Raw genomic sequence first — 12,786 nt, 5'->3', positions numbered from 1 at the left:
TTAATATTCCTCCCTAAACTTACGAGAGACATATCTTGCAAGTAGATTCATTAGCAATGTAAAGATAAATAATGTGAAAGCAACTGCATATAAACTGTAATAGATAGTAGATCCGGCAGGTGCCTCTCCTCCTGATACTTCAACGATATAGGCAGTCATGGTTTGCATGGATTGTGTGATATCGAAAGTGAAGTTCTTGGAACTCCCACTTGCAATTGTGACAATCATGGTTTCTCCAATCGCTCGTGATACTCCTAGTACAAACGAGGCAATTATTCCTGATAATGCAGCAGGAATCACAACACGGAATGCAACCTCTAGCTTGGTAGCACCTAATGCCAATGCACCTTCTCGCATCGAATTAGGAACAGAGGTCATCGCATCTTCCGATAATGATGCAATCATTGGAATAATCATGACCCCCATTACTAAACCGGGGCTTAAGATATTGGTTGCTTCTACGGTTGGGAAGATTTCTCGTATGATTGGAGTGACAAACGTAAAAGCAAAAAAACCATATACAATAGTAGGAATCCCTGCTAGGATTTCCAATAGTGGTTTTAATGTCCGTCTAATACGATCCGAAGCATATTCGCTTAAATAGACAGCAGTCATAATTCCAATTGGGCCAGCTACTAACATAGCAATTACGGAAGATATGATCGTTCCATTAATAAGTGGAAGTACACCGAACTCAGGGTTTTGGCTTAAGGGTTTTAAAATAGTACCTGTAAAGAAATCAGCAATAGGCACACGTTTAAAGAACTCAATCGTTTCTGTTAATAGTGTATAAATGATACCGATCGTCGTTAGAATAGAGACGGACGCTATCAAGAAAAGGAGAACCGGAATAATCCTTTCTGTGAATCGACTAAGATTCCGCCCATTTTTCTTTTGGGCAATCATTTCTTGTATTTTTAAGTCGTCTTGGTCGTCTATCTTGCTGTTTGATGCCATAATTGGCGCCCCCTTTCAGAGCGTTAAGTCACAAGAAGATGAGAGCATGCCGCTCTCACCTTGTCCTGTTTTTTTAAATTTTTTTCTGAGGGTATTATTGCTTTAATCCTTCTAATTCGCTGATTAATTCCTCTGCTTCAGCATCTGGAATTGGTGCAAATCCAGTTTCTCCAGCAAATTCATTGATATTATTCATTATGAATAGTGCATAATCTAATACCTCAGGTTTTTCTTTTGCATGATCTACGTTCAAGTAAGTGAATACAGGTCTTGTGAAACCAGCATAGTCTCCATCTTCTGCTATCGTATCTAGAGATGGCTCGACAGGACCATCACCGAAGTCAACATTTACTGCTTGTATTTTATCTTTATTACTATCGTAGTAACCAAATCCGAAGAATCCAATAGCATTTTTATCTTCTGAAACTAGTGTTACTAGCGTTGAGTAGTCTTGTTGAAGGTTAATATCGCTAACTAAATCTTGTTCTTCCATAATGTTTTCATAGAAGAATTCATAGGTTCCATGATTTTCATTAGGACCATAAGTTTGAATTTTTTCATCTGGCCATTCTGGGTTAATATCAGACCAGTTCGTGTACTCTCCAAGGAAAATACCTTTGATTTGGTCTTCTGTTAATTCAGTAGCCCAGTCGTTGTCTGGATGTGTTACAATTGTTAATCCATCTAGCGCTACCTTTAATTCTTTTACTTCCATTCCTAATTCATCGGCTTTTGCTTGCTCTTCATCTTTAATTTTACGAGAAGCATCATTAAAGTCTGTTCCATCTTCTACAAGGAACTTTTCGAATCCAGCACTAGTTCCTGCGCGACTAACTTCGACAGATACATTTGGTTGTTCGTTTACCATGTATTCTTCAGCTAGGCGTGACATTAACGGATAAACGGTTCCGGATCCATCTATGACAACATTACCTTCTAGTTCTTCTGATTCACCTTCGTTTTCAGCGTTAGCATTTCCGGAATCATTTCCTTCTGAATTTGAGCCACAAGCTGTAATTACGATAGCTACTACTGCGATAAGAAGGAACATAAGATACTTCTTGAACTTCATTAAAATTGCCTCCCCCTATAAATATGTGGATAGTTTTATGAGAAGTTTTTCCCCTCTCAACTGCTAGTATAGTAGGCGAATATTAAGGAAGTATGTTTGGAATGTAAAGCTTTTGTAAATTGCTGAAAAATAGTACCATTTTAACTTGAAAGATGTATAAAAGCTGGTAAAGGAATGTCGATATAGGTAATTTTTAGGAGAAAAGGTAGTAGAGATACTTCAATTTGTTTGTTACGATAGGTTTTATAATCTAATGTTTTGATGGAAGGATTAATAGATGCTTACCTTTAAAGAAGTTTATGATAATCTGTATTGCTATTATGGACCACAAGGCTGGTGGCCAGCGGATACACCAATCGAAATGATCGTAGGGTCCATTCTTGTGCAACATACAAATTGGAGAAATGCGGAGAAGGCCTTGCAAAATATAAAAGACGTTTTAACCGCGGAAGCGTTAGACAATATGCCGTTGGAGGAGTTAGCTTATCGGATTCGTCCAAGTGGTTTTTACAACATAAAAGCAAAACGGATCAAAACCTTCCTAGATTGGTTTAAAAAGTATCAATTCCAAATCGAAAAAATCAGGCATTTCGATCGAGATAAGCTACGAAAAGAACTATTATCCATTCAAGGTGTTGGTCATGAAACGGCAGACGTCATTTTGCTTTATGTTTTTGACAAATCAATTTTTATAGCAGATGCATACGCGAGAAGGATTTTTCATCGGTTTGGATATAATATACCAAAAGGATATGATGCCTTCCGCATTGATGTAGAAGAAGCATTATCATCCAGCGATATGGATTTATATAATGAATATCATGCATTGTTAGTAGAGCATGGGAAGGTACATTGTAAATCAGATCCTATTTGTACCGGCTGTCCATTATCTACATATTGTCGTCGATTAATTCATTCCTAGGTTTTTTCTTAATCAGAAGAACAAACAAGTATTTTGCTTCTGATCGTATTGTTTGAAATAATATCATTAGAACACTCAATTAAGAAAGGGGTTCAGTCAATGAAAGTACTTGTAGTAGGAGCCAATGGTCAGATTGGTCAGCATGTCGTAAAACAATTAGCAACTAGCAGCGAACATACAGTTAAGGCAATGGTTAGAAAACAAGAACAAGCAGATGAGCTAAACAATCAAGGAATTGAAACAGTCGTAGCAAATCTTGAAGATAGCGTAGATGAATTAGCGAAAGCAATGAAGGGATCAGATGCTGTTATCTTTACTGCTGGGTCAGGTGGAAGTACGGGTCCAGATAAAACGTTATTAATTGATTTAGATGGGGCGGTTAAAACAATTGAAGCAGCTGAAGAGGTAGGTCTTGAACGATATATTATTGTCAGTGCCCATCAGTCTCATCATCGCGAAAACTGGAATGAAAAAATTAAGCCATATTATGTAGCAAAGCATTACGCAGATCGAGTTTTACGAGCAAGTAAGTTGAACTATACCATTGTTCGACCTGGTGGTTTATTAAATGAACCGGGGACAGGAAAAATCTCAGCCGCAGAAAATCTAGAAAGAGGTTCCATACCAAGAGAGGATGTTGCAACAACAGTAGTGTCCTCACTAACGAATGAAAAGACGTACCATCAGTCGTTTGATCTCATTTCTGGTGAGATTCAGATAGATGACGCATTACAAAAATTATAAACCAACAAACGCTAGCCAGGAAAAAGAGGCTAGCGTTTTTATATTGCCTAAACAAATAATAGCAGCTTTATTTTACATTTGGTTTTTCCTTCATTTTACTAGTGACGATAGCTTTGTTACAGGTCATTTTCTCAAATCGCGTTAAACCATGAAAATCTCTTTGACACAGGTTTGGTTTTCAGCACCTAGGGAAGTCGGAAATTTCCCTCTTTTATCTCACATACTGCTACACTCTCCCTTATTAGTTTATCTGCAATTTTCGTTTTACTGAACATGAACAATAAAATGTGGACAGGAATAAAAGGTAGTGAAAAACAAACTGGTAAATAATTTCTACAAAAATATGTATTTGCCCCTTGAATAATTATTCATATTGATGCATAATAATTCAATAAGGAAATAAGCACAGGAGTGGTGAAAATGAGTAAAGATAAAATCGTTTTAGCTTATTCAGGCGGATTAGATACATCTGTTGCTGTGAAATGGCTACAGGATAAATATAATTATGATGTTATTGCGGTAGCACTTGATGTCGGGGAAGGAAAAGACCTTGAATTTGTGAAAAATAAAGCCCTACAAGTAGGAGCGATTAAGTCTTATGTCGTTGACGCAAAAGCTTTATTTGCCAAGGAATTTGTACTGCCTGCCCTTCAATCCAATCTATTATATGAAGGGAAATATCCATTGATATCTGCACTTTCCCGTCCATTGATTGCAAAGATTTTAGTGAATATTGCCAAGGAAGAATTCGCTGTTGCAGTTGCTCATGGTTGTACCGGAAAAGGAAATGACCAAGTACGGTTTGATGTTGCATTTACTGCTTTGAGTCCGGAATTAAAAATTGTTGCTCCAGTACGTGAATGGGCTATGTCAAGAGAAGAAGAAATCGAATATGCGAAACAACATAATATCCCAGTACCGATCGATTTAGATAATCCATTTAGCATTGATCAAAACCTATGGGGACGCAGTAATGAATGTGGTATTTTAGAAGACCCGTGGGCTGAGGCACCGAAAGAAGCGTATGATTTAACCACGGATCCAACCGAAGCGCCAGATGAAGCGCAAACGGTGCAGATTACATTTGAACAAGGAAAACCCATCTCATTGGATGGAAAATCAATGCCTTTAGAAGAGCTTATTTTGGAATTGAATTCCATTGCAGGAAAACATGGTGTCGGTCGAATCGATCATGTGGAAAATCGTTTAGTTGGTATAAAGTCTCGTGAAATTTATGAAGCGCCAGCAGCACTTACTCTGATTACTGCACATCAAGAATTAGAGGCATTGACATTACCGAGAGAAGTGGCTCAGTTTAAACCAACCATTGAGCAAAAGTTATCCCAATCTGTTTATGATGGTCTATGGTATTCTCCTCTTACGGATGCATTAAAATCATTTGTTAATGAAACTCAGCAATATGTATCAGGAACAGTTAAAGTAAAGTTATATAAAGGCCTTGCTCAAGTCGTTGGGCGTGAATCACAACAATCGTTATATGATTTTGATTTAGCTACGTATAATGCGAAAGATGCATTTGATCATGAAGCAGCATTAGGTTTTATCAAACTATGGGGGCTACCGACAAAAGTCCATGCAACTGTCAATCAAACACATGCTAATATGGATGAATCAGTAAAAGAAGCGGTATTAGATGTGAAAGAAGCTGTAAAACCATGAAGCTCTGGGGAGGACGTTTCACAAAACCAACAAGTCAACTAGTAGATGAATATACAGCATCTATCTATTTTGATAAGAAATTAGCAGTTTATGATATTGAAGGTAGCTTAGCCCATGTTGCTATGCTTGGTAAATGTGAGATCATTACGAAAGAAGAAGCGAAGACAATAGCAGAAGGTCTTCAAAAAGTTGCATCCACTATTGAAAGTGGTGAAGCAATATTAAGGGAAGAGCATGAAGATATTCATATGAATGTCGAGCGTTTACTCATTGAAGCGATCGGCCCTGTTGGTGGGAAACTTCACACTGGTAGAAGTAGAAATGACCAAGTTGCCCTTGATATGCGCCTGTATCTCCGTGATGCACTCGTAGAAATAACACAATTGGCTGTTCAAGTTCAGCAAGCCCTAGTGAAACAAGCCACTGCTAACATGGATACGATTTTACCTGGATATACGCATTTGCAGAGAGCACAGCCAGTTTTATTCGCCCATCATTTGCTAGCATATGCCTGGATGTTTCAGCGTGATATTGAACGTCTGATAGATAGTTGGAAACGGGTTAATCAGTCCCCTTTAGGTGCAGGCGCATTAGCTGGGACAACATTTCCAATTGATCGAAAATATGTTGCGCAGCAGCTTGCCTTTGAAGGAATTTGTGAAAACAGCTTGGATGCGGTAAGTGACCGAGATTTTGTGGTAGAATTTTTAAGTGATGCGTCCATGATTTCTATGCATCTTTCTCGCCTTTGCGAAGAAATTGTGCAATGGTCTAGTCAAGAATTCAATTTTATTGAGATTGATGACGAATTTTCTACAGGCAGCAGCATGATGCCACAAAAGAAGAACCCCGATGTTGCTGAATTGGTAAGAGGAAAAACTGGACGTGTATATGGTCATTTAATGGGGATGTTAACAACATTGAAAGGTCTTCCTCTAGCGTACAACAAAGACATGCAGGAAGATAAAGAAGGTATGTTTGATACCGTGGAAACACTAAGAGGTGCACTTTCGTTATTTGCCCCAATGATTGAATCAATGAACGTGAATAAAGAAGCTATGTACAAAGCAGTGCAGAATGATTATTCAAATGCTACTGATTTTGCTGATTATCTTGTGGGCAAAGGTATTACATTTAGGGAGTCCCATGCCATTACAGGAGAGACGGTCCTTTATTGTATCAAAGAAAATAAATACTTGACTGATTTAACAATAAAAGAGTTTCAAACCTTCTCGAATGCAATTGAATCAGATATTTATGATTACTTAGCACCTGAAGCTGTCGTGCAGGCACGTAATGCAACAGGAGGTACTGCGAAGAATCAAGTAACTGCACAATTGAAGAAGGTAACACAAGCAATTGAAAAAAATAACCAATGGGTTTCAGCTAAAAATGAAATTCTATCTAGTCGCAGCTACCGATCAATTTAAACTATTTTTACCAACTGGACATATGAGGTTCAGTTGGTTTTTTACTTGAAATCTATTTATGGACGATCGATAAAAAGCCTTTCGTTTCCTGATGGATAGTATACCTGCTATACTACTTATATTGTGTTTTCATACGTGAGTAACTTTAATGTATTATGTTAAGATATTCTTCAGATCATTTTTTAGGAGATTTTACCCTGACATCACAGAAGAGTAGGAGTGACAATCTTGGTAAAGTTAGGTAAAATTGCAGTGCATATTTGTTTGCTTTATCTTATTTTCCTATTGGGAAATTGGATAGAACATACGTTAGGATTATTTATTCCTGGAAGCGTCATTGGTATGCTAATCTTATTCCTTTTGTTAATAACAAATATTATTCAGGTTTCATGGATTGCGGAAGGTGCTAATTTTATTGTTAAGAATCTAGCATTCTTTTTTATTCCTGTAACCGTAGGAGTTTTAAATTATTATCAATTATTTTCGGGCAAAGGCTTCTTATTAATTATCATTGTATTAATTAGTACCATCTTTGTAATGGCTGGATCAGGCATTGTCAGTCAGTGGCTTGTTCGTAGAAAGGAATATAAGCATGAATGAGGTTATGTTAGCCGTTGTAATAATACTAGGGACGTTTTTAATCTATCATCTCGCATTGAAAATTCATGAAAGGTGGAATCATCCCTTTACTGCTCCTGTTTTAATCGCAACGGCAATTATCATTATTATATTAGTAATATTTCATATCCCATATAAAACATATATGTTAGGTGGTAAATGGATAGATGAATTACTTGGACCTGCTGTAGTTGCGCTCGCCTATCCTTTATATCAGCATAGAGATACATTAAGAACATTAACCGGTCCGATTTTAGTTGGGACTTCCTTTGGAGCAATCTTAGGAATCTCAACTGGCTTGCTACTGGCAAAATGGGCAGGTTTTAATTCTTCTATCATTTACTCATTAACACCAAAGTCCGTTACCACCCCTGTGGCAATGGCGGTTACAGAGACGTTAGGTGGCGTCATGTCATTGTCTGCAGTATTTGTCATGATTGCTGGTATTGGCGGGGTGCTTATGCACACTTATGTACTACGCTTATTCCGAATTGACCATTACCTTGGCCGTGGTGTAGGGATGGGCAGTGCATCGCATGCGATTGGTACAGCTACTTCCATGGAATCCAGTAAATTGGAAGGGGCGATTAGCACGATAGCAATGGTAGTTAGTGCGATTGTAGTTTCCGTTATTACCCCAGGGCTAGTGCTTATCTTAATGTAGTTTAAAAAAAGCCGAAGAAGCAATGCAGCTCGCTATTGTTTGCTTCGGCTTTTTTATGCTGTACACCTAGTGTCGTTTATTTAACCAAAGAACACCAGATTTTGCTAATCGTGGTAATAGCCCTGTCATTGGTTTTTGCATCATATTACCAAAGCCATCTGATTTTCCGAGGGATCCTAACGTTCCTTTTAATTTAATTTCTTTTGGTTTTTTCGGTTCTTTATTATTTAAAACAGCTAATAATACCTCTGCAACTCTTTCTCCTTGCTGTCCAGCTAGTTGACCACTAGGTGAATACTCAGAAGAAGCGCAATCGCCAACGACGTAGATATTGGGCTGCTCAGGAATTTGGAAAAATTGGTTTACAATCATTTTTTCTTGATCGTCTTTAGCAAATGGCAATTCTCTAACTAAATAATTAGGGCGAACGCCAGCAGTCCAGATCGTCACATCATTTACATAACAGATACCGTTATTACAAACACCATCCTTTTCAACGTATTCCACGTTTGCATGATGGATCACATCTACATCATTTCGAACAAACCACTCTGATACATACGCTTGAATCTTAGAATCGAATGCTTTTAATACACTCGCGCCTCGGTCAAGTAATCGAATATTGAGATCCGGTCTGCTTTCTCTAATTTCGGAAGCTACTTCAATACCACTTAAGCCAGCACCTACTACAGAAACCTTTCCATGAGCTTTTAGGTTACAAACGGCAAGTCCTGTTTTACGAGCTTTTTCGAATGTTTGTACGCTATGAGTGAATTCTTTCGCTCCTTCAATGCCATGATAGTTATCTTCACATCCTAATCCGATGACAAGATAATCATAAGGAATCACTTCACTGGAATTAGAGAATAAAATTTCCTCTTTGTCAGTATCAATCTTTTTAATTTCTCCATAAAAGTAGCGAACCCGTTGATCATCTGGAAAGCTTAAACGAACGTCCTTTTCCGCAGATGTACCGGCCGCTATTGTATAGAATTCTGTTTTAATCGAATGGTATGGATTTCTATCAACTAACGTAATTTCTAGTTCTTCTGGTAATTGGTAATCAAGGATCCCTAATAATGCCTTTAGACCACCATAACCCCCACCAAGAATGACCAATCTCTTCATGCCGCAAAACCCCATCTCTGATAAAATCTTCTCCCCTTTATTCTAGCGAAGATATGGATAGATGTCACCATTTGATTCCTTTCGACAAGTGAATAAGTAATCAATCGATGGCATGTGTTCTCACTCCTAGTATTCCAATAGATGCAATGATGCTATACGGATTAAAAGCAGATGCTTCAGCATCGTAGACATAAGCTGTACGCGTATTAGATTTCGTTGGTTTTCTTTATTAGGATAAACTGTTATAATGGGTTGGAAACGGTTTCTGAGTGGGCAGATCTTGGAAATCGCAGCACCGTCTGTGAGAATAAAGGGGTAACATACAGGCTGGGCCAAAAGGCTTCGTTTCTTATGGGAGAGAGATGAAGCCTTTTTTATATGCTATCGAATGACAATTTAGTTGAATAAACGAATGATTCATTTTTAGTTCCTTTGTAACAAGTGGTAGAGGTATTGTTTAGAATATAGGGAGAGCTAATTTAGGGGGTTCAGTTGATGGGGGATAATAGTTGGAAAGGGACAGTTGGTTCATGGATCCAAGCGGTTGGAACTGTACTATCAGCTATTGGCTCAACCCCCTCTATCCCTATAAAGACATCATTAGCAAACGACTTGAATTTGATAGGAAATGTCTTGCAAGGAACAGGAAATGCATTAGTAGCTGACAGCATCGAATATGTAAACCTGAATAAAATTGCCAATGAAATTCAGGCGATTGGTAATTCCACAGTCATTGCTGGTATTGTTATTGATTTTAATCAACAAACCAAAAATGATTTAAATACAAAAGGCAACCTTATGCAGGCCTTAGGAGGTGGAATTGGATTCGGAGATGCATTAGGTCGTGAACCAAGTCAAGATGAGCTTTATAATATATATGGTAATCTTTTGCAAGCCATTGGTAATTCGCTCCAAGCTTTATCTGGAAGAGTGGAAGAAAATGAAGAGGAAATTAATGCAATCGGAAGCTGGATTCAGGCAATTGGTTCCGTTATCTCAGCATTAGGGTCAGTTGAAGGACAGAATTGACTTATTCCTGACATAAACAGAGGTTATAATAAAAGGTAAAAACGTTTACTTTGTTAGGAATGAATAGAATGAAACGTATATTAATTATAGAGGATGAATTTTCAATAAGCCAAGTACTAAGAGCATACTTACAAAAGGCTGGTTTTGGTGTGGATCAGGTATTTAATGGAGAAGCGGCAATGGAGGCCTTTTATTCAACTAATCCGGACCTTGTACTATTAGATGTCATGCTCCCAGGTAAAGATGGATGGGATTTACTTAAAGAGATACGTAACATGGACACATGTGCGGTAATCATGTTAACTGCTTTAGGTGATATCAACTACCGTTTAGACGGATTAAATGAAGGTGCAGATGATTATATCGCAAAACCATTTAATGCAGAAGAAGTGGTAGCTCGTGTGAAAGCTGTTTTACGTCGATCAAAAGCAGAGAACTCTCAGGTCAAACGCTTTGGTAAACTCGAAATTGACATGAAATCACATTCCGTTAAATTGTCAGGAAACATCATTCGATTAACACCCCGAGACCTTTCGGTACTTTTATTTTTAGCTGATCATCCAAACCAAACGTTTACAAGGGACCAATTAATTGAACATGTTTGGGGGTGGGAATATGAAGGCAGTGATCGAGCAGTTGATTTGGCAATAAAGCGAATAAGAAGAGAGTTAGAGGATTGGCCTAAGATAGAAGGAGAAATTAAAACACTTCGTGGATTGGGGTATCAGTTAAGTGTTTATTAAAGAGAAAGAACGAATTCCATTAAGTCGCTTTTGGACAAGCCGTTACTTATTGACATTATGTATTGGCTTAATTGTTATAGCTATTCTTTCTGCACTATGGATTCGCCATACGACATTAGAAAATCGTCTTCATATCATGGAATTATTAACAGAAGATATGGCGAATCAAATAACAAATACTGGCGAAATAGGACCACACCCTGATGGTGAAGGGGGATTCCCTGAACGTCGACACTGGATGGATTTAGAAAGTGATCCGTTTGTATATATTATCAAGTCGGATGGTCAAATTGTTTCCAGCAACCGTCCTATGGGACCATTAGAAAATCAAGTAAAGAAAGAATGGATACAATCAGAAACGTCCGTACAAAAGCGGAAGCTTGGTGAGAACAATACGTATTTTTATTTGATAAAAGCACCAATAGCTGTCGATGAAGATACGGTTGGTTGGGTTATGATGGTCGAATCAGAAAACGTATTGGCAAAAGTAAAGCAAGAATATACATTATTAGCAATCATGATTATCAGTCTAGCATTACTCGGCTGGGTTGCTATTTATTTATTAACAAGACGTTTATCAAGGCCAATCAAGGAAGTTGCTCAAGCCGCTAGACGGGTGCAGGATGGGGATTATCGAATCGATCTACCAGAAAATAGTAAGGAAGAAGAAGTATACGAGCTTGTGTCTTCATTTAAAGACATGGCGAATCGCCTAGAACAACTAGAATCTTTACGAACCCAATTATTAGCTGGAGTTACCCATGAATTAAAAACTCCGGTTACTTCTATCAATGGGTTACTTCAGGCTGTAAATGATGATGTAGTAACTGGAGATGAGGCAAAAGAGTTTTTAGCAATATCCTTGAAAGAAACGGAAAAAATGCGAACAATGGTTGAAGATTTACTAGCATTTAATTCATTTGCTGCAAATGCTGTACCCTTATCAAGGGAACAGGTAAATGTGAACGATGTAGTGAAAAATATTGTTTATCATTGGAGTATTTCTCAAGAGGAAGAAAACATGGAAACAAGGGTTTCTTTCTTAGAATCTGCTGTTCAATTAGAAGTGGATGTTATTCGGCTTGAACAAATTATTACAAATTTACTTAATAACGCAATGCAGGCGATGCAAGCAGGGGAAATTCAGGTGAATTTAAGTAGTGATACGAATAATGTGTTTATCGATATTGAAGATAATGGTCCAGGAATACCGTTTGAAGAACAACTATTTATCTTTGAACGATTTTATCGAGGAGAAGGAAAGAAATATAAAACAAGGGGACTTGGTCTTGGTCTGTCTCTAAGTAAAATGATCGCTCAGGCAATGAACGGTGATTTATGTTTAAAACAAAGCAGTGATACAGGAACCATATTTCGAATATCGTTACCAAAATAATTATTGCTTTTTCCTAAATACGTACTGTAGAGGCTTTCTTGCAGCCTTATTTAATCTCTTTCCCTTTATTGTTTTCTACCTCGACCATCGAATAACCGATTTGATATAGCAGCGTTCGGCAAGGAGAAGTGTGCTCACTTATGCATCCTTACGTACTGGTTTGGCCGCTATAATTCAGGTCGTAAATATAGAATGTCCTTTACTTACAACGTATACAAAAGCAAAAACAACAAAAAACCGGACGATCAGAGATCCCGCAGTGTGGATTTCGCGAGGGGGCTCGGGCGTTCGTCCTTGGAAAGCGAGAGTATTTTTTCGTTCGCTGCAAAATGGGGCCGGGACACAACCAAACCAAAATAGGTAAACAAATAATCCGAACAGATTCGAATGCGATCGTTCGGAT

The 12,786-nt window shown here is 37.9% G+C and carries 12 protein-coding genes; 9 read left to right on the top strand and 3 right to left on the bottom strand.

From position 1 onward, the window contains the following. Complete coding sequence (pstC, locus tag JKP73_RS05600) at positions 1–957, bottom strand: phosphate ABC transporter permease subunit PstC (protein WP_021289999.1); 957 nt, start codon at positions 955–957, stop codon at positions 1–3. Between the two features lie 94 nt (positions 958–1,051). Next, positions 1,052–2,029: a PstS family phosphate ABC transporter substrate-binding protein gene (locus tag JKP73_RS05595; protein WP_021289998.1), complete on the bottom strand. Its 978-nt coding sequence runs from the start codon at positions 2,027–2,029 to the stop codon at positions 1,052–1,054. A gap of 277 nt (positions 2,030–2,306) precedes the next feature. On the opposite strand from JKP73_RS05595, the gene JKP73_RS05590 reads away from it, so the two are divergent. The 6 genes from JKP73_RS05590 to JKP73_RS05565 all read left to right on the top strand — a co-directional run bounded on the left by JKP73_RS05590 (position 2,307) and on the right by JKP73_RS05565 (position 8,087). Beyond that, the gene (locus JKP73_RS05590; protein ID WP_200410970.1) at positions 2,307–2,951 is read left to right on the top strand and encodes an endonuclease III domain-containing protein; all 645 of its coding nucleotides are present in this window, start codon (positions 2,307–2,309) and stop codon (positions 2,949–2,951) included. Between the two features lie 78 nt (positions 2,952–3,029). Next, positions 3,030–3,695: an SDR family oxidoreductase gene (locus tag JKP73_RS05585; protein WP_255326115.1), complete on the top strand. Its 666-nt coding sequence runs from the start codon at positions 3,030–3,032 to the stop codon at positions 3,693–3,695. Between the two features lie 420 nt (positions 3,696–4,115). After that, positions 4,116–5,375: an argininosuccinate synthase gene (locus tag JKP73_RS05580; protein ID WP_200410969.1), complete on the top strand. Its 1,260-nt coding sequence runs from the start codon at positions 4,116–4,118 to the stop codon at positions 5,373–5,375. After that, positions 5,372–6,805: an argininosuccinate lyase gene (gene argH, locus JKP73_RS05575; RefSeq protein ID WP_021289994.1), complete on the top strand. Its 1,434-nt coding sequence runs from the start codon at positions 5,372–5,374 to the stop codon at positions 6,803–6,805. The genes JKP73_RS05580 and argH overlap by 4 nt, the downstream gene beginning before the upstream one ends. Before the next feature lie 228 nt (positions 6,806–7,033). Then, entirely contained in the window at positions 7,034–7,405 is a 372-nt protein-coding gene (locus tag JKP73_RS05570) for a CidA/LrgA family protein (RefSeq protein ID WP_021289993.1), read from the top strand. After that, positions 7,398–8,087: an LrgB family protein gene (locus JKP73_RS05565; protein ID WP_038241964.1), complete on the top strand. Its 690-nt coding sequence runs from the start codon at positions 7,398–7,400 to the stop codon at positions 8,085–8,087. The genes JKP73_RS05570 and JKP73_RS05565 overlap by 8 nt, the downstream gene beginning before the upstream one ends. A gap of 66 nt (positions 8,088–8,153) precedes the next feature. On the opposite strand, the gene JKP73_RS05560 is transcribed toward JKP73_RS05565, so the two are convergent. Continuing rightward, entirely contained in the window at positions 8,154–9,215 is a 1,062-nt protein-coding gene (locus tag JKP73_RS05560; protein ID WP_021289991.1) for an NAD(P)/FAD-dependent oxidoreductase, read from the bottom strand. A gap of 495 nt (positions 9,216–9,710) precedes the next feature. On the opposite strand from JKP73_RS05560, the gene JKP73_RS05555 reads away from it, so the two are divergent. The 3 genes from JKP73_RS05555 to JKP73_RS05545 all read left to right on the top strand — a co-directional run bounded on the left by JKP73_RS05555 (position 9,711) and on the right by JKP73_RS05545 (position 12,383). Next, a complete protein-coding gene (locus JKP73_RS05555) occupies positions 9,711–10,244 on the top strand; it encodes a DUF6944 family repetitive protein (protein WP_200410968.1) in 534 nt (177 codons plus the stop codon). A 68-nt stretch (positions 10,245–10,312) separates the two neighbouring features. Continuing rightward, entirely contained in the window at positions 10,313–10,987 is a 675-nt protein-coding gene (locus JKP73_RS05550; protein ID WP_200410967.1) for a response regulator transcription factor, read from the top strand. Next, positions 10,977–12,383: a HAMP domain-containing sensor histidine kinase gene (locus tag JKP73_RS05545; protein ID WP_160806867.1), complete on the top strand. Its 1,407-nt coding sequence runs from the start codon at positions 10,977–10,979 to the stop codon at positions 12,381–12,383. The genes JKP73_RS05550 and JKP73_RS05545 overlap by 11 nt, the downstream gene beginning before the upstream one ends. The last annotated feature ends 403 nt before the right edge of the window (positions 12,384–12,786 follow it).

Origin of the sequence: Virgibacillus salexigens (genome assembly GCF_014905415.1) — a bacterium.
Classification (GTDB): Bacteria; Bacillota; Bacilli; order Bacillales; family Amphibacillaceae; genus Virgibacillus; species Virgibacillus salexigens.
Note: the sequence above shows the minus strand (reverse complement) of the source record. Positions and strands in the feature narration are given on the sequence as shown.

What these genes read in the sequence shown, in the direction of transcription:
- pstC (WP_021289999.1), bottom strand. Translation starts at nt 957, where the DNA reads ATGGCATCAAACAGCAAGATAGACGACCAAGACGACTTAAAAATACAA.
- JKP73_RS05595 (WP_021289998.1), bottom strand. Translation starts at nt 2,029, where the DNA reads ATGAAGTTCAAGAAGTATCTTATGTTCCTTCTTATCGCAGTAGTAGCT.
- JKP73_RS05590 (WP_200410970.1), top strand. Translation starts at nt 2,307, where the DNA reads ATGCTTACCTTTAAAGAAGTTTATGATAATCTGTATTGCTATTATGGA.
- JKP73_RS05580 (WP_200410969.1), top strand. Translation starts at nt 4,116, where the DNA reads ATGAGTAAAGATAAAATCGTTTTAGCTTATTCAGGCGGATTAGATACA.
- argH (WP_021289994.1), top strand. Translation starts at nt 5,372, where the DNA reads ATGAAGCTCTGGGGAGGACGTTTCACAAAACCAACAAGTCAACTAGTA.
- JKP73_RS05565 (WP_038241964.1), top strand. Translation starts at nt 7,398, where the DNA reads ATGAATGAGGTTATGTTAGCCGTTGTAATAATACTAGGGACGTTTTTA.
- JKP73_RS05560 (WP_021289991.1), bottom strand. Translation starts at nt 9,215, where the DNA reads ATGAAGAGATTGGTCATTCTTGGTGGGGGTTATGGTGGTCTAAAGGCA.
- JKP73_RS05555 (WP_200410968.1), top strand. Translation starts at nt 9,711, where the DNA reads ATGGGGGATAATAGTTGGAAAGGGACAGTTGGTTCATGGATCCAAGCG.
- JKP73_RS05550 (WP_200410967.1), top strand. Translation starts at nt 10,313, where the DNA reads ATGAAACGTATATTAATTATAGAGGATGAATTTTCAATAAGCCAAGTA.